Raw genomic sequence first — 25,532 nt, 5'->3', positions numbered from 1 at the left:
TGAAATCAATGGCGAATAAAAAAAGCTACTATGCATTCGAAGGCCCATCCGGCACGACGATCGAATTCCGAGCCACCAGCTTGCAGCAGGCTATGGTGATCAAGAAGAAGAAAGCCGAGGAGCTGGGCTTTGCGAAGGAAGACTTCGATTTGACAGGCATTCGCAACAAACAAGGCCAGGGCGAATAGCCGGCTGGGGGCTATCCTGCATGGAGAGGACACCCGTCGTTGGTCAACGAAGACGGGAACATCCGGGAATGGGACTTACACGTCTCCATAGACGGATCCAAAGAAGCGCCGCGCAGGCGCTTCTTTGTTTTTCGGTACGTACAGATTAAACAAACGTCTTGCAAACGAGGTTATTTTCGAGCTCGAGACCATAGCTGAACCCAAGCAGTAGGCACAAAAAGGGGTTTACCATGCTAACACGGATTCGGAGACTATGCGCGATTGAAGGGAAACCCGCGTCTGTTCGTAGACGGCCTGGTTTCCTTTTGTTTTCGAGGGGAATCGATTCAAGCAGGAGGATCGGTCGCCTTCGCTTGCCGCTGCAAGCGATCCAAAGCTCTCCCTGTTAGCGGCATCGAGGTATGGAGGATCAATCCGCCGAGGCAAACGGTTAGCAGCGTGCCGAGCCCGATCGGACCCCGGACGACAAAGGCGGCGATCAAGAAAATGAAATATAGGCCGGATCGCGTGACGAACAGATTGAGTCCGGTTAACGTCTGGAGCACCAACGTAAGCCGGTCGAGCGGCATCGGCGCGAACTGGGCGTGCAAATAGAGAGAGATCCCCAGTCCAACGACAATGAGCCCCGCGCCAAAACAAGCAAGTTGACCGATCCATAGTCCGGGATCAATCAGAGGACGTAACAACCAGAGCCATAGATCGATGCCGATGCCGGTAATGAAGGCCGTGAGCAGTCCTTCGAATTCCGGTCGTCGCCGGGATAGAAGCGAATTGCAGCCGATCATCAGGAGCGCGAGCAGCACCTCCCAGCTTCCTACGGTCAGACCGACCTGTTCGGATAGACCGACAAGCAGCGCATCGAAAGGCGAGGCCCCGAGGCCGGACTCGATCGTAAGCGCGATTCCCAGCGTCAGAATGCCAATCCCGCCGCCGAATAGCACGAGCGTGCGCATAAGCCGGCTCCTCATCGCTCCGCAGCCTGAATCGGTTTGATCATAAGCAAATGAGGGATGCCATCTTCCATAAACACATCGGAAGCCGTCTGATATCCAAGCTTCAAATAGAATCCCTCCGCCTGCGTTTGCCCGTGCAGCTTGACCTGCACCAGTCCCTTCTCGGCCGCGATGGCTTCCAGGGCGGCGATGATGGTCCGGCCAATCCCGAACTTGCGGTACGGCGCTAAGATGCAGATCCGCTCCAATTTTCCCGTCCCGTCAACGACGCGCATCCGTCCCGTACCGACCGGATTACCGTCATGATAGGCCAGAACATGATCGCATCGTCCATCCAGCGTATCGAACCCATCGAATTCATCCTCCAGCGGAACGCCCTGTTCGTCGACGAATACGCGTCTTCGAATCGAGAATGCCGCTTCCAGCTCCACGAGCTGTGTTAGGTGTTGGATACTCACGTGTATTCTCCAATCCCTTCGGATTTATTTTTGGTGTGAAAGCCGTCATAATGAAGCATGGAACCAAAGTAAATACATCGATTCATAATGAATACATCCGTAACTATAAACGCATCATTGTTGTAAATGCAATAAAAAGCTGACGGGCAGGTGATCGCATGAGGGAGATCCTTCGAGAAGTAGGCATGATCGCGAGGGCATTGGATTCCATCAGCAATATCGAGTTCAAGGAGATCGAGCTGACCAAAGGGCAGTATTTATACCTGGTTCGCATCTACGAGAATCCGGGCATCATACAAGAGAAGCTGGCGGAGATGATCAAGGTGGACCGCACAACCGCCGCGCGGGCGATTCAGAAGCTGGAGCTCCAAGGTTTTATCGAGAAGCAGGACGATGAGACGAACAAAAAAATTAAGCGGCTCTTCACGACCGAGAAGGGCAATCAAGCGTATCCGTTCCTAAAGCGGGAAGACGAGCATTCCAACGCGGTGGCGTTAGCGGGATTCTCGGCAGACGAGACGGAGACTTTGTACCGCCTGCTGCAGCGAGTCCGGCAGAATGTCGAGGTCGATTGGGATTTCGTGAAGAAGGGGAATAAACGAACGTATTGAAATCGTCTGTCGTGGTGGACGAGCAGTCGATGAACGCAAGGAGGGCAGCTGGTTGAACGGCTGCCTTTCGTGCTGTTTATCGGCGAGCAGTCTCGGGAAAGAGGAACGTCCAGTGATAATTTTGTTGTAAATGCAACAAAAATACAGTACGATTCTCTTACGGCTCATAATTGATTCAAGGGGGACGCGCACATGACGATCACGATCAGACCATGCACGACCGAAGACCTCGGCGCGCTTCAAGCAATCAGCATCGCGACTTTTCGAGCGACGTTCGCCGATCAGAATTCGCCTGAACAGATGCAAGCTTACTTGGAACGCGCCTTAAGCTTGTCCCAATTAGAGAACGAATTAGCCTGCGTCGGTTCGTCCTTTTATTTTATTTGCGCGAACGAGGAGATTGCCGGGTACTTAAAGGTGAATACGGGCGATGCGCAAACCGAACGAATGGGCGACGATGCGCTGGAAGTGGAGCGGATTTATGTCCTTACTACCTTCCATAAACAAGGGCTCGGGAAGCGCCTCGTCCAGAAGGCGATCGACCTCGCGTTAGAGCGGAATAAAGCGCGGATCTGGCTGGGCGTGTGGGAGAAGAACGAAAGAGCCATCGCCTTTTATGAGAAGATGGGGTTTGTTCAGACCGGCACTCACGCGTTCTATATGGGGGATGAGGAGCAACTGGATTATATTATGACGCGGACGCTTCGCTGATTTCGGCGGCTCCGGACATGCAAAACGAGCCCTGGAACTACTCAAGAGGAAACCTCGCGGAAGAACAACTGGACCTAAGGGGAACCCGCGTCCGTTCGCAGACGGCCGATTTTCTTTTTATTATGCGGCACGGCTAGGAGCGGGATGGGGTATACTGGGAATAAGTTATGATCCTTCAGGGATTAAATTAAATAACTTGGGGTGTCGCCATGAACAGAACCAAGCAGTTCGCCTTCACCTTTGCACTCACATTCGGTTCAATCGTTATGATTATTCTTAATACTGCCTTCTATGGTAGCGACATTGCTACGGCAATACTCGCAGCCACTACAGCGCTAAATGCAGCGTTTCTATTTACTACATACAAAGAAGACACAGTGGATGCGCTTAGAAAGATATTTGGGAGAAGGTAGCGAAAGGTCATGTGATGGGGCATGTACCAATGATATGATAGGGATTCAATACCGTCTTCCTGTTCTCGAAAGAAAAAGAATATGCTCACGTCGATCATATGGTTAAAGATCCGCGACAAAGAGAGCTATGCTACAAAATGATCGATTGCCTACTCCCGATAAACGCCCAGAATAGTTTATCCGATGTGCTGTTGGAGCCGTTCGTAACTGCAATGAAAATTTCGGTGATCGTAGTGCAGGCGTACGATTCAACATCTTAACCGCTTTGATGGACAAACCTCACGAAGATGTCGTGCTTCCCTTGCTTACAGCTGCGCTAAGGGATAAAAGTGCCAAGGTTAGAAGTAAAGTTGCGGACATTACATGGATATTGTCGTTGGCTGAAATGATCCCGATGTTAGAGAAGTATCTGGAAAAAGAAGGAATCCGGAAGGTTGTGGAGTCCATACGATTTGCAATCGATAATTTCGGACGTTATCGCTGAGCGAAATTCGATCTGGAGGAGATTCGATGTGAATGATGAACTCATTAAAAGTAAAGTCATTCAACTCCTCAAAGACTTACTGGATGGGAAGAAACCCATAGTTCTCGGTTGCATGGAGCTAAGTGCCTTGTGGCATGAAGGCTATGATTTCATCGATTATGATATTGTTGAGCATTACGACAATATGCTGCACATACCTTTGCCTACTGAGCACCATTTGTGGAATCAGGCGGCATTGAATGATCGACTCAAAGAACTGGAAGCCTATCGACCCAAAGTATTGAGTACCGTAAAATCATTATTGGATGATTTATTACGCGCTGAGGAGTAGAGAAGAAAAACAATCGCCGAAAAACCAATTCTGGTTCTCGGACGAAGATTGAGGTAGGGGTTATGGCACGATTCCAAGTTATTCAAACATCGAAGGCAGACGATTCTTTCGTCATAAAAGGTACCCTGTTGGAGGGGGAAATACGAAAGGGAATGGATATACACGTAATCCTCAACAACTCTCTGCAGGTAACTGGCGGCATAACGGAATATAAGAAGACTCATGATCTCTATGACATCTTGATTGGATGCTCAGATGAAGATGAGATCGAAGAAACCCGGTCAACCGCAACCGGGTTTTTGCTGCACGCTTTGCTCGGAATCCTCCGCTTACTTCTGTTTCTTTTGCACGCCGGTTCTGCCTTGATCGTTCGGGTCGTTCGAACGCGAGGTCGTATGCTTCGGTTCGTTATCGTTGCTCATAGCGGTTCACCTCCTGTCGGTTTCCACCAAGAAGTATGTCACCAAATCCCGGTCCTTATTAGCAGAGGCGCGTTCGCCGTCGCCTAGGACGTTCTGCCCTTCTTCCGGCTGAACAACGACGGATTCGTATACAGCTGGCCAATACGCAACAAACAGGGCCATGCCAGTGCCAGCGTTTCATTCCGCAGAGCCCCATATCTTTGAAGCAAAACCAAAAGACCAAGTGCTCGCCCGCGAGCCTTGGTCTTCTTGGCGTGGGAGCGCGACACATCGATACGATCCCCTCAATAGCAGAATTGTGCAGACCACTCGCTATCCCGCAGCTCGGACCCGAATCGCGGCAGCGCTAACAGCCGCGCGGCTTCGGCCAAATAATCGGTCTCGGCGATCAAGGGGTCCGGCGCGCTAAGCGGATTAGCCGGGCCGATCGACGGGAAGGCGGGCAGCTCGCGCAGCGACATCAAATCTTTGGTGTACACCGCCGCGTCCCATCGGACCCGGTTCAAGACCGACACGGCGACCGGGAAGGGGAAGCCGGTTGCGCGGGCGACGATCTTAGCGGCGGTAAAGGGCTCTTCCCGCATGAACCGGTGCGCGCGCAGATGCGCTTTCAGGTAGGCCAGCACGATAGGTTCGTTCCGACTGGCCCATTGCCGATGACCGATCAAGCCGGTCAGGTAGTCGCCTCCGATGCCGCTTTCGTACAGCACATGACCGGCGCCGGCATATTGCGTAAGACTGATGTACGGCTCCCACATGACGCTCGCTTGAACACGCTTCTCCAGCAAGCTGTTCCAGCTTTCCTTCATCGAGCAATGCTCGACGGTCCAGCCGGATTGGCCGCTCTGGCGAAGCAGCAGCTGCAAGCGGAATTCCGCTGAAGAGTGGGGAACGGTCGCGATGGTGGCGGAGAGGAGATCCTCAAGATGCTTGATCCGGCCGCCATGCGGCATCGCGATCGAGATGCCGCGGCCGCCGGGAGATTTGCCGTCGAAGGCCAGAAGCGCGACGTCGAAGCCGGGCAGAATCCGGCTGAGATGCCGGCTCATCACGATCGGATAATCGCCCAAGGAAGCAAGCTGGACCCGTCCGGCAATCATGCCCTCCACGAGATCGAGGCCGCTCGACGCATCCTCCCAACGCACCTGGATCGCCCGACCGAGCCGAAACTCGGCCAATTCCTGTTCGAATAACCGAAGCTCGCGAATGATGATGGGGCTCCACATATGGGCCGTGCCGCTCTGATAACCGATCGTCACGACATCGTCCTGTTCAGGCTTCGTGCCGGCGGCGGTGAAAGGAGGCTCGGCGATGATGCCATGCTTGCGCACCCAACGCTCCAGCTCGAGCGGGTCGAACAGGACTTCTTTGCCGATCTTGATGAAGGGCAGCCGCCGCTGCCGGCGCCAACGATCGATTGTGGAACGGCTGACGCCGAGCTGGTCCATGGCTTCCTGCAGCGTGAGCAGCCGATGCGGGGGTACTGTCCTCGTCATAGAGACCTCCACTAAATCCTTGTAATTTGGTAGGTATTATATGTATTGTACCGAGTCTCGCAGCTGAGGGCAATCGGTCCATGATCATTTTCGGCTACAATTATCCAAAAATTGGTCGTGCTGTGCATTGCTCTTCATTCATCGCCAATGCTGGTCAACGGATAGATCGCCTGGGCAGCGGATGCTAAAGTGGGATCAAGAATAAGGCGATTAAGTTCATCGGAATAGAGTTGGTATTCCGAAGTTCCGAGCTTGCAACCGTTGAAAGAGAGGGCGATCTCATCGATATGGAAACACGAACGTATACCGCAGACGTGGTGATTGTAGGCGGCGGAACCGCCGGTACGATGGCGGCGATCAAGGCGAAGCAAGCGAATCCATCCCTTCAAGTGCTCGTGCTCGACAAGGCGGATATCCGGCGGAGTGGCGCGATCAGCATGGGCATGGACGGACTGAACAATGCCGTCATCCCCGGCAAAGCGTCTCCCGAGGAATACACCTGGGAGATTACGGAGTCGAACGACGGCATCCTCGATCAGCGCGCGGTCTTCCGGCAGGCCAGCGAATGCTATGAGATCGTGAAGGAGCTGGATTCGTGGGGCGTGGACTTCGAGAAGGATGCGCAAGGCGGCTATGAAGTGTACCGCGTGCATCGCAAAGGCCGTTATGTGCTTCCGATGCCGAAGGCGAGCGACTTGAAGCTCATTCTGGCGAAGAAAGTGAAGCAGATGCGGTGCAAAGTCGTCAACCGCGTCATGGCGACCCGTCTGCTGACGCAAGGTAATCGGGTCGCCGGCGTATTGGGGGTCGACGTTCGGAGCGGCGACTTCATCGTCGTGCACGCCAAAGCCGTCATCCTGACCGCGGGCGCGGCAGGTCGAATGGGGCTGACGGACTCCGGTTACCTCTACAGCACCTACGAGAACCCGACCAACTCGGGCGAAGGCTATGCGATGGCTTACCACGCGGGCGTGGAGCTGACCGGCATCGAGTGCTATCAGATCAATCCGACGATGAAGGATTATAACGGTCCGGCATGCGCGTACGTCGCGGGTCCGTTCGGCGGCTACACGGCCAATGCCAAAGGCGAGCGCGTGACCGGGTGCGATTATTGGAGCGGCGAGCTGATCATGAACATGTGGAAGATGGCGAACAAGGGCGAGTGGCCGCTCTACCTGAAGCTGACCCATCTCGACGAGAAGTCGATCAGCCAGATCGAAGACATTCTGCACAACAACGAGCGTCCGAGCCGGGACCGGTTCCATGCGGGGCGCGGCAAGGATTACCGGAACGACATGGTGGAGCTGCATTTCTCCGAAGTGGGACTGTGCAGCGGACACAGCGCGGCGGGCGTGCTCGTCGATCATGAGGCGCAGACCTCGATGGAGGGGCTGTATGCGGCCGGGGATATGGCCAGCGTGCCGCATCAATATTTGCTCGGGGCGCTGACGTTCGGCAAGATCTCGGGCACGAATGCCGCGCATTACGCGGCGGGCGTGGAGCATCTCGCGCCGGATCCGTCGCAGATCGAGGCCGAGCGGGAGCGGGTATACCGGCCGTTATCCAATCCGAGCGGCGTGCCGCACCAACAGGTGGAGACGAAGATCCGGCGGATCGTCACCCAATACCTCATGCCGCCCAAGACCGTGGTGAAGATGGAGATCGCGCTGGAGAAAATCGCCCACTTCCGCGAGGTGGATATGAAGCTGCTCGGCGCGCGCGATCCGCATGAGCTTGGCCGCGCCCTCGAGGTGACGAGCATCGTCGATTGCGCGGAGATGATGGCCAAAGCCTCGCTGTTCCGCAAGGAAAGCCGCTGGGGATTCTATCATTATTTCCTGGACTACCCGGAGCGCGACGATGCCAATTGGCTGAAGCGGGTCGTGCTGCGCAAGGATGCGGACGGGGAGATGCAGCTCTACACGAGAGAATTGCCGCCATATCTGTTCACTGAGAAGCCGGTCTCCGGGGAGGAAGAGAAAATCCATGTCTAATCTATCGTCCAAACTGATCCCGCAGCAGGTGGAAGCGAGCGTCATTATCGACCGCGACAAATGCATCGGCTGCGATATTTGCGTACAGGTGTGTCCGATGGGCATTCTGGCGCTCGACCAGGACGGCAAAGCCTACATGAAGTACGACGAGTGCTGGTATTGCACGCCATGCCAGACGGATTGCCCCGTCGATGCGGTCACTGTCCATATTCCGTATTTGGTCCGTTAACTCTGGTGCGATTTGGAGCGTGCATAACGATGAATGGCATGAACGTTAGATCGAAATACGCGTTGGGGCTGGCGCTTGCGGTCCTCTTGCTCTTCGTGCAGGGCTGCGGCTCGAATGGAGCGGCACCCGCTGACCAGGGGAGCGCATCTTCCGCGCAAGCGTCTCAGCCGGGCAAGAAGGCTAAGGTGACGGTCGGCTATCAGTCGCCGACCGCCCAGACGTGGGGCGCGCTGATCGTGAAGCACAACAAGCTGTTCGAGAAACATCTGGCGATTACGGCCCCCGATGACGACGTGCAGGTCGAGTGGTTCGACGCGCCCGCCGGATCCGTGCTCAACAATCAGATGAACGGCGGCAAAATCCAAATTTCCTTCCTCGGCGACATGCCCTCGCTGCTCAACGGCGTGCTTGGCGTGACCCAGCCGAATTACGATTCCGTCTTCCTGGCGTTCGACGGGAAGGGGCAGCTCGGCCGCAATCAGGCGATCATGGTTCCGCTGAACAGCGATATCTCGAGCGTGGAAGATTTGGAAGGGAAGACGGTATCGACGCCGATCGGCTCCAGTTCGCATCGGATGCTGCTGGAGACGCTGCGCAAGCATGGCCTGGTCGATAAAGTCACGATCGTGGATCAATCCGTCGCGGTCGGCATGCAGAGCATCGAGCAGGGGAAGGTGGCTGCGCACGCGACCTGGGAGCCCTATCCGAGTCTCATCCAGCAGAAGAAATATGGAAGCGTGCTCGCTGCCGGCGAAGAGACGAGAATCGATTATTTGGCCGGCGTCGTGGCGAATCTCGATTGGGCGAAGGACAATCGGGCCTATGTAGTCGCGTTCCTGCAGGCACTGCATGAAGCGCATCAATATGCCCGCACGAATCCGGAGGAGACGGCAGAGATCTTCGCGGAGGAGAGCCAATTCCCGATTGAAATTTGCCGTAAAATGGTCGAGAACATCCGCTTCGATGCCGCGATCTACGATAAAGATTTGTCCACGCTGCAGGGAAGCATCGATTTCCTGACGCAAATCGGCAAGCTGAAGAGCACGCTGGATCTCGCCCAATTCGTCGATGACGACTATCTTCGGGAAGCGGTCGGCGCAAGCGGCAGCCAGCCGTATCCGACCGACAAGGAGCTGGAAGGCGAATGGATACCGGACAACGTGTATTGAAATGGAACGCCGACGCCCATGAGCATGCCGGCGCTGCCGCACTCGGGCGGAAGGCTGCTGCCGGGCCCGGGAAGCGGTCCCGCATCGGCTTGCTGACCCGACTGCTCTCCATATCGGCCTTCCTGCTGCTCTGGCATACGCTCGTCCTCTTCAACGTGCAGTGGCCGCTCCAATTCGGCAACTTGCCGCAGCCGCTGACGATCTTCGGCGAATGGCTCCGCAATCTGGGCACCTCGTCGTACTACCTCGATATCGCATACAGCACGGTTCGCGTGCTGTCCGGCATCGCGATCGGCTTCATCGCGGCCGTGCCGCTCGGATTATGGATCGGGCTGTCCAAGGTGGGCCGCGGGCTGCTAGGTCCCAATCTGGAGTTATTCCGGCCGATCCCGTTAATTGCGTATTTGCCCGTCGCGATGCTGCTGTTCCATACGATCGAAGGCAGCATCGTGTTCATTACGTTCATCGGCGCTTTCTTCCCGATCCTGGTGAGCACGCGGGATGCGGCGGGCCGCGTCCCCGCCTCCCTTGTTCACGCTGCGCGCGTGCTCGGCTGCGGTCCAGTCCGCTCGGTGTGGCGCATATACTTGCCTTCGGCCGCCCCCGAGATTCTAACCGGACTGTCGGTCGGCATCGGCGCATCTTGGATGGGCGTGATTACCGGCGAGATGATGTCCGGTCAGATCGGGATCGGCTATTCTACGTGGCAAGCTTATCAGCTGCTTGATTACAACCAGTCGATTATCGGGATGTTCACGATCGGGCTGCTGGGCTTCGGTTCGTCGTTGATCGTGCGTACCGCGCAGAAGCGGCTGCTGCGGTGGCGTGCCTAGCGATTCATGAAGGAAAGGAGGCGAAAGCTGATGCTCGTCGAGGTGCAGAGCGTGTCCAAGTCTTACGCGGCCGCGGGCAAGGGGAGGATCGAGACGCTGGAAGGCGTCGACCTGCAGGTGCATGAACGCGAGTTCGTCTGCTTGCTGGGGCCCTCCGGCTGCGGCAAAAGCACGCTGCTCAAGCTAATAGCCGGCATTGAGCAGCCTTCCGCGGGCAGCATCCGATTCGGCGGATCGCCTGTTCGGACGCCGTCTCCGGCGCGAGGGGTCATCTTCCAGGATTACGCGCTCTTCCCGTGGCTGACCGTGCGCGACAATATCCGGTTCGGGCTGCGCATGCAGGGCGGGAGCCGGCAGCAGCAGCGCGCGATGACCGAGGAAGCGCTGGAGCGCTTCGACCTGCAGGGAGCGGGAGAGCTGTACCCGAACCAAATCTCGGGCGGCATGCGCCAGCGGGCCGCCATCGCCCGCGCTTTATGCTTGAAGCCGGCGCTGCTGCTGATGGATGAGCCGTTCGCGGCGCTTGACGCGCTGCTTCGGCTGCGGCTGCAGGAGGAGCTGGTCCGGATCTGGCAGCGGGAGAGCAGCACGTTCGTCTGCGTGACCCATGACGTCGAGGAGGCGTTAATTCTAGCCGATCGGATCGTCATCCTTACTCCGCGGCCGGGGAGCATCAAGACGATCGTGCCCGTCGAGCTCCCTAGGCCCCGGGACCGCGCGTCCGGCGCATTCGTGCAGCTTCGCGAGCGCGTGCTCGCCTGCTTGCAGGAGGAGCGGGCGGAAGCTTGGCAGGCTTAGCGGGATGATAGGAGAACAATAGCGGAATGAGAGCAGGTAAACATGTGTAGACAGCCGATCGGATGATCGGCTGTTTTTTGTTATGGCTGGTGCGCAGGAAAGCTTCACTCGCTTCGCGAATACTCTAGAAAATAGAAAATTCTGGGGGTTGCACAATGGCATTTGTTCTTATCGCATCCCTGATCGCAGGCATCCTAGGTAGGTCGCTCTGGTTCGAATCCGATGGGAACGATCTTTATGGAAAGTAACCAAAGCTGTATGACGGAACGGTGAGTCCCAAGGGGATTCTCGTCTTTTTCAAGAGGATTGGTTATGATGCCTCCGCGGAGTCATCGGAAGTCCGACAAAACTGGAACAATTACCCTTTGTGGCGCGTCTCATATGTAGGTGTAGAAGCTGCCGAACCGGAGGTGATGGCGGGTGAAACGAACCCGTATGCTCGTATGGCTGCTCGTTGCGCTGCTGGCCGGCGGCTGCGATACAGATACGATTGCGGATACCGTCACGAAGGAAGAGCTGGACGTGATCCGGAAGCCTGTCGATTCCTTGATCAAGGTAACCGTTAATTCCGATGCCATGCTCAATTATTCCGCCTATAATGCCATGCCCGCCGGTAATGACGTTTTCCTCGATAAAACGTATTACCGGCATCATCCGATCGCCCGCGGCGATATTGTCCGGTTCCAGACGAGGGATGCGCGCTTGCCGGCCGATTTCGGAAGGATTATCGGGCTGCCGGGGGAAGAGGTGCATTTGAAGGATGGGCATATTTATATCGATGCGAAGCAGCTCGATGCCTTCTATGGCAGTGAGTTCCGCGAGAAGCCGCACCAGGAGAAGGAGCCGACGTCTTTGAAGGAGCCGGTTACCTTAGAGGAAGACGAGTATTTCGTGCTCGGCGATTATTGGAGTCGAAGCTTCAACGATAGCCAAACGGCGGGGCCGCTGGCGAGCTCCAAGATTATAGGCAAGGTCGTAGGTTGGGAAGGTCCCAAGACGGTCTGGGATTATCAACAAGGCATCATCGTCGGCAAGGAGTCGGGGCGCGTTGCGATCGTAAGGGAAGTGAGCGCGAATGCGCTCCGCGTCAGAAGCACGGAAGAGCTGATTAACATGGCGTATCCGGAGGCCTTGTGGGCTAATGTCGATCAGGAGGCGGAGATCGGCGCGCTTCGGATCGGGGATGAAGTCACGTATACGCTTATCGGCGATTTCGAGCTCACCACGCCGCTCCAAGCGAAGGCGACGAATTTTGTACGCGTAGGCAGCGTGTTCGACTAGACGCAAGCGACGGCAGCCGGACAAAACGTAAGGTATGGGGTCGATGGAGGCGTTAATCGAGCTTGCGAGAATTTTAAATTTACCAAGAGGGAGACGATGTTATGGATACGGTTAAGAAGACTTGCAAAGCTTGCGGGGGCCACGCATTCGTTGAGGCAACCGATTTTGTGAATCTCCGCCCGTTGGATAGAAAACTGTCGATTGGATCTGAAAAAATATATACGGTATGTGGCGATTGCGGCGAGGTTGCTTCCATCAAAATAAAGCATCCCGAGAAACTGAAATGAAGGTTAGCTAACGAAAGACGGAGGATCATTCATGGCAGATGACTCGAATATCGAGCGTTTCATTGATCGGGATCGAGATCGCGATTTCGCTGTAGTCGTATTGATGTGCGGAATCGCGGGTTCGGGCAAAACGACATTCTCCCAAAAATTAGAAGCGGATGGTTATGTGCGTCTCTCTATTGATGAGGAGGTCTGGTCTACTCATGGTCGATATGGAGTGGATTATCCGGTTGACGAATATAGAGAGCGCTTGGACGAAGCACATGTAAGATTACGCCATAAGCTAGTCGGGCTCATTCAAGATAAAAAGCAGGTCGTGGTCGACTCTAGTTTTTGGAATCGAGCCGCGAGGGATGAATATAAGCAACTTATTGAAAGCGCCGGAGGGAAATGGAGACTGATTTACTTGAAAGTCCATCCGGATGAATTGCGAGCGCGTCTGAAGATTCGCAGCCAACGTTTTGATGCGAACGCAGCGTTCCCGATAACGGAGGAGATCTTGACCACGTTTCTCCAAGGATTCGAAGCGCCGCGGGATGAAGGGGAAATTGTAATAAACAATTAATCGCACGATATTAATGTTGCAGGAGAGTTGAAGAATGGCGCGATCCACGAAAGCCCGAACACTGCTAATTGTTCCGCTGCTGCTCGTGCTTGCGGCTTGTACCATTAACCAGGTAGAACCAGTTGAGAAGAATAACCAGGCCACAGCGCCTGCTCCTATCCAGCAGGCCGCCGACCCTGGTTACGAGCAGACGCCTAGTCCAGCTGCATACAATGTCTCCAATCTGGCATTGGATCTGCCGCAGGGATGGAGCTTGAGTGCCGAAGACGGCTTATCAGCCGCCCTCACCGATGAGAACGGCGTTTATCTGGGTGGTGTGGATACGTACCCGTATGCGGACGATTTCGATTTCAAATCGTATAAGCCCAACCACAGCGAAATCACCCTTGAAGAGACGATCGAGACGCCCATAGGAAGCGGCAAATTGTATACGCTTGACGCGGACAACGGCACGGCGGCGTCCGGCCTGACCGGCACGCATGACGTCTATTATGCCGTTATCCCGATTCCGGATAACATCATCTATGTACTCGAGTTTTCGAATCGGGACAAAGAGGCGGCGTCCAAAGCCCAATTCGTAAATATGCTTAGCGGGCTGCGGTTAACGTCGGCTCAAGCAGAGGACGTGCCGCAAGCTCAAGAGGCAGCGCCAGCTTCCGCAGCCCACGGTGACCAGCTGCTTCAACCTTTCCTCCAGGCGGTCCGAGCGCAAGACGGCAAGAAGCTGGCCGATTTACTCGTGAGCGTAAATCCGGAGTACTATCGCGATTATTTGCATATCGATGAAGCCTTCATGAATCGGTTCCTGAAGATGCTCAGCGCGGAGATGGATCCGGGAACGATTCAGGCTGAGCTGCAGGAGTCCGGGGAGCGGCAGGAAGCTTATAAGGTGACAGGAGAGAGTAGCGGGGATTCCGTTACGATCGAGGATCTGCTGTACGTCAGCTTGCCGGAAGGCGCCGAGCAGCCGTCGCTGGACTGGTCCTATATTCGGTACTTGCCCTATGCAGAAGCGATGGCGAGCGAATACGTACGGCTCATTCAGGCAGGGGATGCGGAACAATTGGCCCGTTTCTCGGTTGTGGATGATGCCGCTTTGACGACAGCCGATGCTAAGAAGGTCATCTCGATTTATGGCATTTACTTCGACAATTTGAGACAGGCCGAGTTGACCTACACCGGAGGCCTTCAATTCGAGGTGCGCGATGGATCGGACAACATCCATACCTTCCGCATCCAATACGGTGATGGGCTGATGTGGATCGATGACTCGTTCACGCCGGCGAGTACAGCGTTTTAAGTCTTGCTGAGGAGGGAATCTGTTGGACACCAACATGTTAGAACAAGCCGAGTTGTTGTGGAAGCAGATCATTGAAAAAGGATCCAGTCTGGAAGAAGATTTTAAAGAAGCATTAAAGCTGCAGCCAGGGGCCGAAGACGAAGATTTTCAGCTGCTGGAGAATGCCCTTCATACGACAATTCCTGAAGAATTAAAATGCTTCTATCGCATACATAATGGTCAACAGCGGGAGTTAGGAACGAGTTCGTTTCTAAGAAATCTAACGCTTTCCCCAATCTCGCAAATGATCGAGAACTGGACCTTTTTACAGCGCGAATTCGATCCGGACGATGATTGGGAGGCGGATATTGACACTGAAATCAAACCGTTGTTATGGAATCCGAAGTGGATTCCGGTCGCAGAGAACGGCGGTGGGGATTATCTTTGCATCGATACAGACCCGTCCGAATTTGGAGTCGTGGGACAAGTGCTCTATTTCTGGCACGATTGGGGTAGACGTTCTGTGGAAGCAAAGAGTTTATTTGAATTTATCGCCATTTGTTTGAACGAAGCAGAGGAAGGATAGAGGAATGTCGGAGGGAACCATGACAGGCATCCACCAGAACGAGAGTGCCAAGACCCCTGAAACGAATCTAGTTATCGCGGCAGCCGGCGGAGATATGGAAGCTTTCGCGGCGTTGGTTCGAACGTATACGAACGCGGTATGCGCGGTCGCGTATAATCTTCTGCGAGATTACTACCTGGCGCAGGATATCGCGCAAGAAACGTTCTTGAAGGCCTATCGTTCCTTGAATGACCTCCAGCAGCCCGAGAAATTCGGCAGTTGGCTGTATGCCATCGCGCTTCGCCTATCCATCGATTATAAGCGGTCGGCAGCTCGTAAATTCCGGCTGCAAGAGGAGCTTGGGCAGCTTGCGTCCCACGAAGACAAGCGGTACGCGGAGGATTTCACTCGGCATGAAATGAGCCTTGATGTGGAGCAGGCGCTGCAGCAGCTGGATGACACGAGTCGTGCCATTTTGCTGTCCTACTATGTCAGCGAGATCAAGATGCCCGAAATCGCGCGACTGCTTAATATGTCGGTGGCGGCTGTTGAAAGCCGGATGAGGCGGAGCCGCAAACTGCTGAAGGAGAGTCATCTCTCCGAGTGGGCGGACCATTTCCGAAGGGGAGAAGCTACCGACAAGCTGGTGGGCCGTGTCATGGAACGGCTCGTCAAACAAGCGGGACAATACTACATCCCCGTATCGAACCGAGACCGATCGAAGGCTTGGTTCGTCCATGTGCTGGGCCTATCGCTCGACCGCAACGGACACGTTATGCTGCCATCAGGCCACTGCTTATTCTTGATCGAAGTTAGCGAAGCGGTGCTACAAGAACGCGCTGTATCCAGGATTCCCGCGCTGGTCTTCATGATCGAGGACGCGGACCGATTTTGCCGGGCGATGGAAGAGCAAGGCATTCAGACGTTTCGCGAAGCCTTACCCGGGGCGGGGCAGACGCAGATTCTCTTCTTTGATCCGGATGGCAATCGGTATGGCGCGCTTTCTGTATAATTTTTTGGGGGCCGTGACGGAGTTGGAACGCGTGCGACGTCTATATAATGAAACCCAATGAGGAGGGATTATATTGAAACAAGAAGCATTCTCGGATCCGGTGCAGGACGCTCAAGCGGAGAAAGCGCCTTTGGTCAAAGGCGTATTCTGCAACTACCTGCCGGTATCGAACCTGGCGCGAGCAAGAGCGTGGTATATGCAGACACTGGGGTTGAAACCTTTCGAACGGAATGAGAGCATACTGATCATGGGCAGCGGGCAATGGATCTTTCTGCTGGAGTCGAAAGATCGGCCGAATGCGAACTTTATGACGGACAACTGGGAGGGCGACAATTTCGAGATGTTCTCCCTGACCTTCGAGACCGACGATATCGTTACGCTCCATAACTCGCTGCGCGCGCATGGCGCAGCGGTCGAAGCGATCACGGACCATGGCTCATGCGGTCTGCAATTCCGCTTTAAAGATTTGGACGGGAATCGGTTCAACGTTTGGCAGAATTAATTCGATTGCGGGGAGATGTAGCTCTCCGTGGGTGATTATTCAAATCGCTCCATCACGATAGGTAGGCGGCCGGTCAAGCGATCGGCTGCTTTTGTTGCGTTAATAGGCAGCCCCAAACTCCATGCCAGCCTACAAGCAAATGTCTCCTCCGCGAATACAATGAACCGTGCATTGATCCAGATAAAGGGATGTGTATGGATGGGGATTCGTAAGCAGGGGGCCAAGATTTACGATTATATCGTGATCGGTGCCGGTACGGCTGGCGGCGTCATCGCCAAGAAGCTGTCGGACGATAACAAAACGTCCGTACTCGTTCTCGAAGCCGGAACCAATATGCCAAACAGCAGTCCTTTTCTAGAGGAAGCGGATATCAAAGCCAACAATAACCGACTTTCTTACAATATGCTCTCCGGCACGGAGTCATCGCTTGGACGCCAGCTTCGATTACGGAGCGGGCGTGTCATTGGAGGAAGCTCGCAGCATAATTTCATGGCGGCTGTACGCGGAAGTAAACAGCTTTACGATGAATGGGCGAACCTCGTCGGTCCGCAATGGAGTTATAAGGCGATACGCTCTTTATTCAAAGTGAATGAATCCTATACGGGAATGAGCCAGCGCCCGGGGGAACGGGGGAGTCGCGGCCCGATCTATGTCAGACAGCAGCTGATCCCGGAAGACGGGATTATCAACGTTCTAGCTAAAGCGACCTCCGAAACGTTGAACATTCCGATTGTCGAGGATTATAACACCGGCATTAGAGATTGCGCCTCAACCAACGTTCAATTCACCCAGAAAGAAGTCCGCGGCAGGTTCATGCGTTCCTCCACGGCAACCGGGTATTTGAACCGAAAGATAGTCACGCAGGGCAATCAAGCCGAACCGGATGAGATCGGCGTCGGGAACAGGCAGCTGGTCATTCTCGCGAAAACAACCGTGAACAAAATCCGGTTCAGACGAAAACAAGGCACCTACGTTGCCGTCGCCGTCGACTACGTCCGCAACGGTGTATCCCAGCGGGCCTTTGCCCGGCAAGGCATCATTCTCTCCGCGGGTATCTTCTCATCTGCGATCCTCCAGCGCTCCGGGATTGGCAAATCGGAGGATTTGGCTAGAGCAGGTATCAAAACGCTGGTTGAAAGCCCTCATGTCGGGTATCATGTCCAAACGCAATATCATGCAGGCATGGGGGTGGAGGTGGAAACAAGCCGACTGCTGCAGGTGTTCGCGGCCGATCCCGATCAGCCTTATCTATCCTGGGCCTTCAAGAAGCAGAACGGTCCAGGCCGCCGCTTGCAATTAATCGGGCTTCCCGCGCCGGTTGCCATCCCTATTCAAGATGTGCTTGTGAACGGGTGGCAATTGAATCCGAACAAACCGACGAATATTATGAGCTTCGCGATTACCGACTTGAATCCCGCCAGCAGGGGGACCATTCAAATTACGCATAGCGATCCGGAGGCTTATCCTTCGATCGAGCTGATGCCGCTGGAAGACCCTGACGATCTGGAGTATATGATCGATCAATACATCGAGACGTTCAACATGGTGAAGAAGGCCCGCGAGCTGGATCCGGATGGCCTCTATAACGTTGTCTATCCGCCTGAGCATATTTTTAACTTGCCGGATGAAGAAGAGAAACGAGACCTGCTCTCCTATTATGTCTTAGCCTCTTATGCGAATGCCGATCATTATGGAGGGCAATGCCGGATGGGGCGGACGATCCAAGAAGGGGTTGTCGACGGCTATCTGAATGTATTCGGGACAGATAAGCTGAAGGTCGCGGATCTCTCCATCTCCCCGATCTTACCGGATGGCAGCACATCGATCCCGGCTCAAATGATCGGATTGAACGCGGTTCGGTTTATTCGCGGGTGAGCCGCATTCCTCCTAAACGCAGCAGCAGCGCGCGAAGCAAGTGGGCGAAACATCAGATTCTGATCGGGCGGAAAGAGCTAGCCCAGCACCTGCCATCGACGCAAAGATTCGCTATGCGGCGGCTATGGCGTTTCATCGAGAAATTCGAGATCGCGATAATAAAGCCGACCATCGGGCATTCCGGCTACGGTATCCTTCAAGTGTCCCAGCTGGAAAAACGCCGGTATGCCATACAAACGGAAGACCGGATAATCATCGTAGACGGGAAGCGAACCGCAAGCGATCGAATCGCCCGCATGACCCGTAATCGAAGCTGCCTCGTACAGCAATGGATTCCGCTTGCCCGAATCGACGATCGGCCGTTTGATCTAAGAGTCATCGTCAGCAGACCGCACCGAAAGTCAGCCTGGGCCGTTACCGGTATGTACGCCAAGTTAGCCGAAGCCGATTACATGATCACCAACGTTGCCCGTGAAATCATGCCCGCCACGCACGCTATTGAATATGCCAATCTGAGGCCGACGCCGACACGCAAGCTGATCCGAAAGATCAAAGCCGTATGTTTAACGGCTGCTAAGCGGCTTGCTTCGTACTATCCTGATCAGCGCATCATCGGCTTTGACATTGGGGTGGACGTGAATGCCGAAGTGTGGCTGATCGAGGCCAATTTCAAACCGAGCCTAAGGCCGCTTTGGAGGCTGAAATAGAATATGCAGCAGATGCGGGCGAGGGAACGAGGCGGGTGCGATCACGACGCGAAGGCAGCCTGTCGAAAGACGGGCTGCCTTCGTCATCACCATACCTATTCGAAGCTATATTCCCGCTCAACTTTACATATTTTGACCTTGTAGTTGTGGTACCAGGCTTGCTTGCCCTTCTCCTGCGCGACTTGGTGCGATTGATGCTGCTTCCAAATGTGAATGGCCTCCAGGCTTTCCCAGTACGAAATGGTAATGCCCGCGCCTGACGCATCCCTCACGCTCTCGACCCCTATGAAGCCCGGCTGCTTCGAAGCGAGCTGTTCCATTTGCTCCGCCATCGCGCCATAGCCGTTATCGCCATCCGTGCGTTGACTTGAGAAAATAACCGCATAATACGATTCGTTCGTGTTCATTGTCATCCCCATCACGCTCCTGCCCTTAGAAGGTTGGTTTCGATCCTAGATAGACTAAGCGATCTAGCAGGATAACGCAACAACCTCCTCCTTTATAACGTCGTATAGTTATAAAAGGAGGGGGATGCCTATCATATCCTATTCCAATGGCGCTCCTAGAGGGGGATAACATGAAGAAACCATTTCTAATGATGTTGATTTTCACATTGAGTTCGATGTTAACAGGATGTAATTTCATAGAAGAACAGAAAGCGGAAGGCATTATCAATCATTATTATCGAGCTATAAGTGATGGAGATTATGAAAAAGCGTTTGAACAGTTACAGCTGTACGATTATGATGCCAGGACTGGAGAGGGCCATTATACAGAAGGAACTACGTTATCTCACGATGAGGCTAAGGCGCACTACTTAAAGAAAATAACTACCTTGAAGGAACAAAACTATAAATTAATCGGTTACGAAATTATAAAAGTTGAGTATGAAGACGGGCACTCGTTCTGGCATCATATCAAACTTGAAGTCGAGCAGAATGGCCAAAAATTCGAATGGAATGAAGTCGCCGAAATCTATAAGGGGAAATTGGTCATCGGCGAGAAAGATGACCCCTATGCGAAGTATAGAGACGGGAAAATGCATGTTGAAAATGATTTCAACCGCCGCAAAACTGCTGGATGATCTTCTTCTTGATGTCATCGACCGGGAAGCGATCGGGATAGGTTGAGATCATCTGCATGGCGCCATGCAGCGTGGACGAGAAGTAAAGCGATGTCATTCGCTCATCCTTGTCCCCGAGTTTGGCGAACATGTCACACTGTACTTCGAATTGATCCGCCATCGCCTCATTTAGCATCTGGCTGTATCTGGCTAGCACTTTGTCCTCTTCAGGCTGCGTCTGCAAATGTAAGTAAAAGCGATAGACGTTGGGATGTTGCTGAACGTTGTGAAGCGCGCCTTCGATAATGTGTACCAGCTGTTCGGATGGTGTATCGAGCGTGGCAGCCGTCTGCATCACATGGTTAATGTCTTCGATCCGCGTCCTGACCATTTCCGCTAGCAGCTCTTCTTTCCCTTTGTAATAATTATATATCAGCCCCTTGGAAACGCCGGCCCGCTTCGCAATATCATCGATGGAAGCGTCGTGATAGCCCTTCTCGATAAAAATGGCGATGGCTGCCGAACGAATATTGTCCTTGGCGGCTTGGCGAATTCGGTCATTTTCTTCCTGGGTTCGTGGCATCGTCGAGTTCTCCCTTTACGAAATGCCGGATGTGATCGGCGAGTTGTTGCGCGTGAGTCAGAATGAGCATATGATCCGCCCCTTCGATGACGGAGAATTGGATTGCGGGGACGCGAGAGAAGTGCTCGGCAATGTTGTGCATGTCAGGCCAATCTATAGTCCCCTGCATAAATAAGGTTCTCGCGGCAATCTCCTCTAACCGTTCAATCGCGGGCGGCTCTGGCCATTGGACATCGAAGCTCTTCCACTCGGTAAAGACCCTTGTCATATAATTCATATGCATTTCATGCAGGAAATCCCGATGCGGGCTTGCCATCGTGGCGCGATAAATCGGTCCGGCCAAAGACAACTCTGTCAGCTTTGAAATGTCGGGAGCGGCTGCATTTACCGACGCCATGTACGCGGCGAATTCCGGCGAGAATGTGTATCCCGTTAACGAAGGAGCGATGACGACAAGACGCTCTACCATGGAGGGATATGTCAGCGTAAAGTCTGTCGCGACCTGCCCGCCCATGGAGTGGCCGACGAGTGTGACGCGATCCAATTGCAATTGTTCGAGCAGTGTACGCAAATCCTCCACCAGTGAGAAAGGCTGCTGCGGTGCGGGCGAGCGCCCGGTTCCTCGGCCATCGAAGGTGATGACCTGGAAGGATTGCGCTAAGTCCGGAGATATATATCTCCATACCCTTGAATCGACGCCCCCGCTGTGAATCATGACAATCGGCGAGCCATTCCCTTGCACTTCAACATGTAGACGCATCTCGATCTCCTCCTCAATCAAGAATCACCTTATTTTGCCATTATATTTATGACTGAACGTACAGTCAATAGAAAAATGGAGCCATCCGTACATAGCAAATGATGGGGATATCGGAAAGATGGGCGGACTCATAAGGCTAAGGAGCGGGATCAAGCTGCTAACGCATTCTATTCACTGAATCTAAACGGTCATTAACTGTGGTAAAATATGGGTTGGATATGCGGTGCGCGCAGCACTAAGGCAAAGCTGCGATCTTAAGGGGGAGTTTTATGCCTTTTCCATTTGACTGTATCAGTGATTTTATGTTTTTTGAAACGGAACTGGGCCAATCATCTGTTATCTTAATACCAGGTGCGAGTCATCCTCAACTGATGGAGAGAGCCTCCATGTTATTTCATCAAGGGATTGCTCCATTTATATTACCTTCCGGTGGTTCCACTCCGCATGTAGAAACAACAGAGTGGGAATTTTTAAGAAACGTTGGCGTTTCATTAGGAGTACCACCAGAATCCATACTGAAAGAAGATAGAGCAACGAATACCTTTGAAAATGCGCGCTTATCTCTGGAGGTGCTACTACAGCAAGGAGTTAACCCCGATAAGGTTGTTCTCGTCTGTAAAAATTATCATGCTCGAAGAGCGCTTTTAACTTATCAAACGGTTTTTCCGCGAGAGACTATTTTTTATGTGAGCCCAGTGATCGACAGAACGGGGACTTCAAAAGAAAACTGGTATCTAGATGAACAAAAAATAAATTACGTCATGAATGAAGTGGAGAAGGTAGGGAAATATTTCAGATCCGCTATATACCGAATTGGATCCGAGTAGCGTGTTGAGCGTGCTTATAATCCGTTCATGTCATTTAGCTAGTGGGAGACATACATTCCATACAGCCAGCCACTGGGAAACCGGCGGCTGGCTGTTTCGCGATCCATCATAAGAAGTTCCCGGCGAGCATCGTCAATAAGTTTAATCGCGTACTGAACCTTTTTCCTTGCGAGAGCGAATTAAAGGTTGTAACACGTCAGGGAGGGGCCCCCCATGAATGATAAAGAGTTACTTCCGATTCTTGAAAAAGCAACGCTGGGCGACGAATCGGCCTTTCAGCTTGTCTATCAGGCGACTCACCAAGACGTCTATCGGACGGTTGCTTTTCTCATCTACGGCAAACAGGACATTGAGGATATCGTGAATGAAGTTTATATGCGCATGTGGCGGTCGTTTCACGCGTACGACCCGAGCCGGCCGTTCCGGAATTGGCTGCACGGAATCATTGTACGTCAGGTCCAGGATTGGAAAAGAAAGGCCTGGCGGCGAATTCGCCTCTTCGAACGAAACCGCCAGCTGACTTGCGTGCCGTTCGAGTGGACGGACAAAGCTGTCCTGCAGTCCGAAATGCAGCATGACCTGTTCAGCCTCGTCCGCCAGCTATCGTACAAACTACGCGTGGTCGTCATCCTGCGCTATTTTCACGACTATGCGCTGGAAGAAATCGCAGATATGCTGCAGATCCCCGTAGGCACAGCGAAATCCAGGCATCATTTGGCACTGAAAGAACTTAGGAAACGATTCGCAATGACGGGAGGAGACGTGTATGTCCATTGACAAGGAATTACGTGAAGAGCTTCGCCGGGCGGCAGACTCGATGCACTGCCCTCCCGAAATGGTTGGACGTGTCCGTCAGTCCTATCAACACTATGTAAACGAAAAGAGAGGTCGATCTCCAATGAAGAAACGTCTGCTGGCCGGCATTGCCGCAGTCGCAATCCTGATTCCGTCTGCCGTATTTGCTTCTTCCTATCTAGCCGATGATATTTTCGGTTCATCCGCGACCATTAAGCAGCACGGTGGTACACAGGAAGATTATCAAGAGATTGAAGGCGTGCTTCAAGCAGCCAAAGGCAAGCTCACCGAAGACGAATTCAAGACGTACATGGAGCTGAGCAAGCAGCTGATGCAACTAAAGCTGAAGATCACCGATGAAAATGGGGTCAGACATGAAGAGGAGTTGACCCAAGAAGAGCAGCAGCAGTGGGAGCAGCTCGCCGCCGAGCTAGCCCCGTACTTCGAGAAGATAAACCGCTAAACCGGAAGAAAATGACGCAGGACCCCATCCGAGTTGGATGGGGGCTTTTTTCGCCGTTATTTGTGCATATAGCGCTCAACTTATTTTCATCTGCCAGTTACCCCTTAGTCCGCAAACATAGTTCACCAACCCCGATAACATATGTTACTTTTAACATATGTTATCGGGGTTGGTGAAATACATCAAAGCATATTGATAAGGAAGCTAAATATGAAGGAGGTTGCAATCCGTGATTCAAGAAAGATATGACTACAGTAATCTGGCTATGGTGAACATTCCTGCCGGTGTAATTGAAATGCGGGATGATCGTATAAAGAAAACTTGGACAGTCCAGGTGAACGCATTTATGCTTGCGCCAGTACCCGTAACGAGAGGTATATATCATTCAATTATGCAAGAGATAGAGGTTAACATTAGCGAGGCAAATACACCGATCGTTAATGTTTCCTGGTATGATGCGATTCAATTTTGCAACAAGCTTTCTCGGAAGGCTGGTCTAAAGGAATGCTATAATGTCAGCGAGAATGGCGAGCATGTCGAATGTGATTGGGAAGCGAACGGTTATCGTCTTCCAACAGAAGCGCAGTGGCAATATGCATGTAAAGCCGAAACGACCGGCTATCGTTACGGAGAACTTGAGGAGATCGCATGGTATCACGATAACTCGGATGGAATGGTCCATGCTGTGGGTAAGAAGCTGCCTAATTCATGGGGGCTTTTTGATATGCTGGGCAATGTGTGGGAGTGGTGCTGGGATTTATACGATGTCGACGTTTATGGCACGTATCGAATTTTTCGCGGCGGCAGCTGGGCGGAAGAGGCTAGAGGGTGCGGCGCAACATGCCGTCGTCGCAGTCACCCGACATTTCGTATTGATGATCTAGGGTTTCGAATCGCCCGATCGCTATAAAATAAAGGGATTGTAGTTTCGATTGGCGGTACTATAATCGGGGGTGGCAGCTGTTATCTGCCATGATCCCCCCAAGACCGTTGTCTTATGTCCTCCTAGTCTTCGCTTAAAGCGAAGTCAACCGCGGACTCCGCATGAATGCTTGTTGTGTCATACACCTTAATCCTGCAGTTCTCTTGCGCTAAGAGCAGTCCGATCTCCGTGCAGCCGAGTATGACGGCTTCGGCTCCCTGATCGCAAAGTCGGTCTATAACCTCCAGGAATGCCTGCCTAGACGATTCCTTGATAATACCCAGACATAGCTCCTCATATATCGTCGCATGAATCATTGTTCTATCCGCTGCTTCCGGGACGATGACATCAAGACCGAACACTTCGGTCAACCTGCCTTTATAGAAGTCCTGCTCCATCGTGAACGCCGTTCCTAGTAACGCGATCTTCTTGATCCCATCCTTCACAATTTCGGCTGCTGTCGCATCGGCGATATGAAGCAGCGGGATGGACACGGAATCTTCCATTTCTTTTGCCATTTTGTGCATCGTATTCGTACAGATGACGATGAAATCCGCGCCGCCGGCCTCCAGCTTCTTGGCTGCCTCAATCAGAATGCCGGTCGCTTCCTCCCATTTGTTCTCATGCTGCAACGTTTTAATGTCATGGAAATCCATAGAGTACATGAGACTCTTCGCGGAATGGTGTCCGCCCAGCTTCTCTTTCACGCGCTGATTGATGATTTGGTAATAGAGTAGGGAGGATTCCCAGCTCATCCCTCCGATTAGCCCGATGGTTTTCATAGCTTTGCCCCTCTACGGATTATTTTCCCTATTCTCGCACAAATCGCTCCGCTTTGCAGCGGCTCGAACATCAGGCCAACTGCTCAACAATCCGATGCCGCCCGAACGAAGCACCGTAGCGGAAGTGAAGCGGCTCATCCATGGGGGCGGTTCCTATTCGCTTAAGGCGGGCCG

29 protein-coding genes are annotated in these 25,532 nt (G+C 53.3%); 22 read left to right on the top strand and 7 right to left on the bottom strand.

The features are described from left to right. The first annotated feature begins 8 nt into the window (after positions 1-8). Complete coding sequence (locus ACFFSY_RS01550; RefSeq protein ID WP_377488855.1) at positions 9-188, top strand: hypothetical protein; 180 nt, start codon at positions 9-11, stop codon at positions 186-188. Positions 189-514: 326 nt separating this feature from the next. Here ACFFSY_RS01550 and ACFFSY_RS01545 read toward each other — a convergent pair whose 3' ends face one another. Together ACFFSY_RS01545 and ACFFSY_RS01540 are read right to left on the bottom strand one after the other, a co-directional pair. Continuing rightward, positions 515-1,141, bottom strand: a complete 627-nt coding sequence (locus ACFFSY_RS01545) for a YczE/YyaS/YitT family protein (protein WP_377488852.1) — start codon at positions 1,139-1,141, stop codon at positions 515-517. A gap of 11 nt (positions 1,142-1,152) precedes the next feature. Further along, entirely contained in the window at positions 1,153-1,599 is a 447-nt protein-coding gene (locus tag ACFFSY_RS01540) for a GNAT family N-acetyltransferase (protein WP_377488850.1), read from the bottom strand. Positions 1,600-1,757: 158 nt separating this feature from the next. On the opposite strand from ACFFSY_RS01540, the gene ACFFSY_RS01535 reads away from it, so the two are divergent. From ACFFSY_RS01535 to ACFFSY_RS01525, 3 genes are all read left to right on the top strand, one after another. Beyond that, complete coding sequence (locus ACFFSY_RS01535) at positions 1,758-2,210, top strand: MarR family winged helix-turn-helix transcriptional regulator (RefSeq protein WP_377488847.1); 453 nt, start codon at positions 1,758-1,760, stop codon at positions 2,208-2,210. A 192-nt stretch (positions 2,211-2,402) separates the two neighbouring features. Then, positions 2,403-2,921 carry a spermidine/spermine N(1)-acetyltransferase gene (gene paiA / locus ACFFSY_RS01530; protein WP_377488844.1) on the top strand — a complete coding sequence of 173 codons (519 nt, stop codon included), beginning with the start codon at positions 2,403-2,405 and terminating at the stop codon, positions 2,919-2,921. A gap of 925 nt (positions 2,922-3,846) precedes the next feature. Then, positions 3,847-4,149: a hypothetical protein gene (locus tag ACFFSY_RS01525; RefSeq protein WP_377488841.1), complete on the top strand. Its 303-nt coding sequence runs from the start codon at positions 3,847-3,849 to the stop codon at positions 4,147-4,149. 706 nt (positions 4,150-4,855) lie between these two features. Here the strand turns inward: ACFFSY_RS01525 and ACFFSY_RS01520 are convergent. Beyond that, on the bottom strand, positions 4,856-6,067 hold the full coding sequence (locus ACFFSY_RS01520) for a helix-turn-helix domain-containing protein (RefSeq protein WP_377488838.1): 1,212 nt from the start codon (positions 6,065-6,067) through the stop codon (positions 4,856-4,858). A 287-nt stretch (positions 6,068-6,354) separates the two neighbouring features. On the opposite strand from ACFFSY_RS01520, the gene ACFFSY_RS01515 reads away from it, so the two are divergent. The 13 genes from ACFFSY_RS01515 (at position 6,355) to ACFFSY_RS01455 (ending at position 19,163) form a co-directional block, all read left to right on the top strand. Continuing rightward, on the top strand, positions 6,355-8,061 hold the full coding sequence (locus ACFFSY_RS01515; protein WP_377488835.1) for a fumarate reductase/succinate dehydrogenase flavoprotein subunit: 1,707 nt from the start codon (positions 6,355-6,357) through the stop codon (positions 8,059-8,061). Continuing rightward, the gene (locus ACFFSY_RS01510; RefSeq protein WP_512699679.1) at positions 8,054-8,290 is read left to right on the top strand and encodes a 4Fe-4S dicluster domain-containing protein; all 237 of its coding nucleotides are present in this window, start codon (positions 8,054-8,056) and stop codon (positions 8,288-8,290) included. The genes ACFFSY_RS01515 and ACFFSY_RS01510 overlap by 8 nt, the downstream gene beginning before the upstream one ends. A 38-nt stretch (positions 8,291-8,328) precedes the next feature. Continuing rightward, positions 8,329-9,459: an ABC transporter substrate-binding protein gene (locus ACFFSY_RS01505; RefSeq protein ID WP_377488829.1), complete on the top strand. Its 1,131-nt coding sequence runs from the start codon at positions 8,329-8,331 to the stop codon at positions 9,457-9,459. Then, positions 9,435-10,292 carry an ABC transporter permease gene (locus tag ACFFSY_RS01500; RefSeq protein ID WP_377488827.1) on the top strand — a complete coding sequence of 286 codons (858 nt, stop codon included), beginning with the start codon at positions 9,435-9,437 and terminating at the stop codon, positions 10,290-10,292. The genes ACFFSY_RS01505 and ACFFSY_RS01500 overlap by 25 nt, the downstream gene beginning before the upstream one ends. A 30-nt stretch (positions 10,293-10,322) precedes the next feature. After that, the gene (locus ACFFSY_RS01495) at positions 10,323-11,090 is read left to right on the top strand and encodes an ABC transporter ATP-binding protein (protein ID WP_377488824.1); all 768 of its coding nucleotides are present in this window, start codon (positions 10,323-10,325) and stop codon (positions 11,088-11,090) included. A gap of 420 nt (positions 11,091-11,510) precedes the next feature. Beyond that, positions 11,511-12,371, top strand: a complete 861-nt coding sequence (gene lepB, locus ACFFSY_RS01490) for a signal peptidase I (RefSeq protein WP_377488821.1) — start codon at positions 11,511-11,513, stop codon at positions 12,369-12,371. A gap of 318 nt (positions 12,372-12,689) precedes the next feature. Further along, positions 12,690-13,223, top strand: a complete 534-nt coding sequence (locus tag ACFFSY_RS01485) for a P-loop nucleotide/nucleoside kinase family protein (RefSeq protein WP_377488819.1) — start codon at positions 12,690-12,692, stop codon at positions 13,221-13,223. 34 nt (positions 13,224-13,257) lie between these two features. Further along, positions 13,258-14,523 (top strand): hypothetical protein, encoded by a 1,266-nt coding sequence (locus ACFFSY_RS01480; protein WP_377488817.1) that lies wholly within the window; start codon positions 13,258-13,260, stop codon positions 14,521-14,523. A gap of 34 nt (positions 14,524-14,557) precedes the next feature. After that, positions 14,558-15,088, top strand: coding sequence for an SMI1/KNR4 family protein (locus tag ACFFSY_RS01475; protein ID WP_377489666.1), 531 nt, complete (start codon positions 14,558-14,560; stop codon positions 15,086-15,088). A gap of 4 nt (positions 15,089-15,092) precedes the next feature. Then, positions 15,093-16,079, top strand: a complete 987-nt coding sequence (locus tag ACFFSY_RS01470) for a sigma-70 family RNA polymerase sigma factor (RefSeq protein ID WP_377488815.1) — start codon at positions 15,093-15,095, stop codon at positions 16,077-16,079. A gap of 73 nt (positions 16,080-16,152) precedes the next feature. Then, complete coding sequence (locus tag ACFFSY_RS01465) at positions 16,153-16,581, top strand: VOC family protein (protein ID WP_377488813.1); 429 nt, start codon at positions 16,153-16,155, stop codon at positions 16,579-16,581. A gap of 198 nt (positions 16,582-16,779) precedes the next feature. Continuing rightward, positions 16,780-18,456, top strand: coding sequence for a GMC family oxidoreductase (locus tag ACFFSY_RS01460; RefSeq protein ID WP_377488810.1), 1,677 nt, complete (start codon positions 16,780-16,782; stop codon positions 18,454-18,456). Beyond that, positions 18,453-19,163: a YheC/YheD family protein gene (locus ACFFSY_RS01455; protein ID WP_377488807.1), complete on the top strand. Its 711-nt coding sequence runs from the start codon at positions 18,453-18,455 to the stop codon at positions 19,161-19,163. The genes ACFFSY_RS01460 and ACFFSY_RS01455 overlap by 4 nt, the downstream gene beginning before the upstream one ends. Positions 19,164-19,258: 95 nt before the next feature. Here ACFFSY_RS01455 and ACFFSY_RS01450 read toward each other — a convergent pair whose 3' ends face one another. After that, positions 19,259-19,576, bottom strand: a complete 318-nt coding sequence (locus ACFFSY_RS01450; RefSeq protein ID WP_377488804.1) for an antibiotic biosynthesis monooxygenase family protein — start codon at positions 19,574-19,576, stop codon at positions 19,259-19,261. Positions 19,577-19,740: 164 nt separating this feature from the next. Between ACFFSY_RS01450 and ACFFSY_RS01445 the strand changes: the two genes are divergently transcribed. After that, the gene (locus ACFFSY_RS01445; RefSeq protein ID WP_377488801.1) at positions 19,741-20,247 is read left to right on the top strand and encodes a hypothetical protein; all 507 of its coding nucleotides are present in this window, start codon (positions 19,741-19,743) and stop codon (positions 20,245-20,247) included. Here the strand turns inward: ACFFSY_RS01445 and ACFFSY_RS01440 are convergent. Together ACFFSY_RS01440 and ACFFSY_RS01435 are read right to left on the bottom strand one after the other, a co-directional pair. Continuing rightward, positions 20,222-20,809: a TetR/AcrR family transcriptional regulator gene (locus tag ACFFSY_RS01440; RefSeq protein ID WP_377488798.1), complete on the bottom strand. Its 588-nt coding sequence runs from the start codon at positions 20,807-20,809 to the stop codon at positions 20,222-20,224. The two genes, ACFFSY_RS01445 and ACFFSY_RS01440, sit on opposite strands and share 26 nt — an antisense overlap. After that, positions 20,784-21,569 (bottom strand): alpha/beta fold hydrolase, encoded by a 786-nt coding sequence (locus ACFFSY_RS01435; RefSeq protein ID WP_377488795.1) that lies wholly within the window; start codon positions 21,567-21,569, stop codon positions 20,784-20,786. Before ACFFSY_RS01435 ends, ACFFSY_RS01440 begins: the two co-directional genes overlap by 26 nt. A 269-nt stretch (positions 21,570-21,838) precedes the next feature. On the opposite strand from ACFFSY_RS01435, the gene ACFFSY_RS01430 reads away from it, so the two are divergent. From ACFFSY_RS01430 to ACFFSY_RS01415, 4 genes are all read left to right on the top strand, one after another. Beyond that, a complete protein-coding gene (locus ACFFSY_RS01430) occupies positions 21,839-22,396 on the top strand; it encodes a YdcF family protein (RefSeq protein ID WP_377488792.1) in 558 nt (185 codons plus the stop codon). A 213-nt stretch (positions 22,397-22,609) separates the two neighbouring features. Further along, positions 22,610-23,173, top strand: coding sequence for a sigma-70 family RNA polymerase sigma factor (locus tag ACFFSY_RS01425; RefSeq protein WP_377488789.1), 564 nt, complete (start codon positions 22,610-22,612; stop codon positions 23,171-23,173). Further along, complete coding sequence (locus tag ACFFSY_RS01420; protein WP_377488786.1) at positions 23,163-23,654, top strand: DUF3600 domain-containing protein; 492 nt, start codon at positions 23,163-23,165, stop codon at positions 23,652-23,654. Before ACFFSY_RS01425 ends, ACFFSY_RS01420 begins: the two co-directional genes overlap by 11 nt. A 229-nt stretch (positions 23,655-23,883) precedes the next feature. Next, positions 23,884-24,564: a formylglycine-generating enzyme family protein gene (locus ACFFSY_RS01415; RefSeq protein WP_512699678.1), complete on the top strand. Its 681-nt coding sequence runs from the start codon at positions 23,884-23,886 to the stop codon at positions 24,562-24,564. Positions 24,565-24,659: 95 nt separating this feature from the next. On the opposite strand, the gene ACFFSY_RS01410 is transcribed toward ACFFSY_RS01415, so the two are convergent. Further along, complete coding sequence (locus ACFFSY_RS01410; RefSeq protein WP_377488783.1) at positions 24,660-25,358, bottom strand: aspartate/glutamate racemase family protein; 699 nt, start codon at positions 25,356-25,358, stop codon at positions 24,660-24,662. Between the last annotated feature and the right edge of the window lie 174 nt (positions 25,359-25,532).

It is taken from the genome of Paenibacillus aurantiacus, assembly GCF_042431225.1.
In the GTDB taxonomy this organism is placed as follows: Bacteria; Bacillota; Bacilli; order Paenibacillales; family Paenibacillaceae; genus Paenibacillus_Z; species Paenibacillus_Z aurantiacus.
Note: the sequence above shows the minus strand (reverse complement) of the source record. Positions and strands in the feature narration are given on the sequence as shown.

Bases quoted from the DNA above. Each gene is read 5' to 3' on its own strand.
- ACFFSY_RS01550 (WP_377488855.1), top strand. From the start codon at position 9: ATGGCGAATAAAAAAAGCTACTATGCATTCGAAGGCCCATCCGGCACG.
- ACFFSY_RS01545 (WP_377488852.1), bottom strand. From the start codon at position 1,141: ATGCGCACGCTCGTGCTATTCGGCGGCGGGATTGGCATTCTGACGCTG.
- ACFFSY_RS01535 (WP_377488847.1), top strand. From the start codon at position 1,758: ATGAGGGAGATCCTTCGAGAAGTAGGCATGATCGCGAGGGCATTGGAT.
- paiA (WP_377488844.1), top strand. From the start codon at position 2,403: ATGACGATCACGATCAGACCATGCACGACCGAAGACCTCGGCGCGCTT.
- ACFFSY_RS01520 (WP_377488838.1), bottom strand. From the start codon at position 6,067: ATGACGAGGACAGTACCCCCGCATCGGCTGCTCACGCTGCAGGAAGCC.
- ACFFSY_RS01515 (WP_377488835.1), top strand. From the start codon at position 6,355: ATGGAAACACGAACGTATACCGCAGACGTGGTGATTGTAGGCGGCGGA.
- ACFFSY_RS01510 (WP_512699679.1), top strand. From the start codon at position 8,054: ATGTCTAATCTATCGTCCAAACTGATCCCGCAGCAGGTGGAAGCGAGC.
- ACFFSY_RS01505 (WP_377488829.1), top strand. From the start codon at position 8,329: ATGAACGTTAGATCGAAATACGCGTTGGGGCTGGCGCTTGCGGTCCTC.
- ACFFSY_RS01500 (WP_377488827.1), top strand. From the start codon at position 9,435: ATGGATACCGGACAACGTGTATTGAAATGGAACGCCGACGCCCATGAG.
- ACFFSY_RS01495 (WP_377488824.1), top strand. From the start codon at position 10,323: ATGCTCGTCGAGGTGCAGAGCGTGTCCAAGTCTTACGCGGCCGCGGGC.
- ACFFSY_RS01485 (WP_377488819.1), top strand. From the start codon at position 12,690: ATGGCAGATGACTCGAATATCGAGCGTTTCATTGATCGGGATCGAGAT.
- ACFFSY_RS01480 (WP_377488817.1), top strand. From the start codon at position 13,258: ATGGCGCGATCCACGAAAGCCCGAACACTGCTAATTGTTCCGCTGCTG.
- ACFFSY_RS01475 (WP_377489666.1), top strand. From the start codon at position 14,558: ATGTTAGAACAAGCCGAGTTGTTGTGGAAGCAGATCATTGAAAAAGGA.
- ACFFSY_RS01470 (WP_377488815.1), top strand. From the start codon at position 15,093: ATGTCGGAGGGAACCATGACAGGCATCCACCAGAACGAGAGTGCCAAG.
- ACFFSY_RS01460 (WP_377488810.1), top strand. From the start codon at position 16,780: ATGGGGATTCGTAAGCAGGGGGCCAAGATTTACGATTATATCGTGATC.
- ACFFSY_RS01450 (WP_377488804.1), bottom strand. From the start codon at position 19,576: ATGACAATGAACACGAACGAATCGTATTATGCGGTTATTTTCTCAAGT.
- ACFFSY_RS01445 (WP_377488801.1), top strand. From the start codon at position 19,741: ATGAAGAAACCATTTCTAATGATGTTGATTTTCACATTGAGTTCGATG.
- ACFFSY_RS01440 (WP_377488798.1), bottom strand. From the start codon at position 20,809: ATGCCACGAACCCAGGAAGAAAATGACCGAATTCGCCAAGCCGCCAAG.
- ACFFSY_RS01435 (WP_377488795.1), bottom strand. From the start codon at position 21,569: ATGCGTCTACATGTTGAAGTGCAAGGGAATGGCTCGCCGATTGTCATG.
- ACFFSY_RS01430 (WP_377488792.1), top strand. From the start codon at position 21,839: ATGCCTTTTCCATTTGACTGTATCAGTGATTTTATGTTTTTTGAAACG.
- ACFFSY_RS01425 (WP_377488789.1), top strand. From the start codon at position 22,610: ATGAATGATAAAGAGTTACTTCCGATTCTTGAAAAAGCAACGCTGGGC.
- ACFFSY_RS01420 (WP_377488786.1), top strand. From the start codon at position 23,163: ATGTCCATTGACAAGGAATTACGTGAAGAGCTTCGCCGGGCGGCAGAC.
- ACFFSY_RS01410 (WP_377488783.1), bottom strand. From the start codon at position 25,358: ATGAAAACCATCGGGCTAATCGGAGGGATGAGCTGGGAATCCTCCCTA.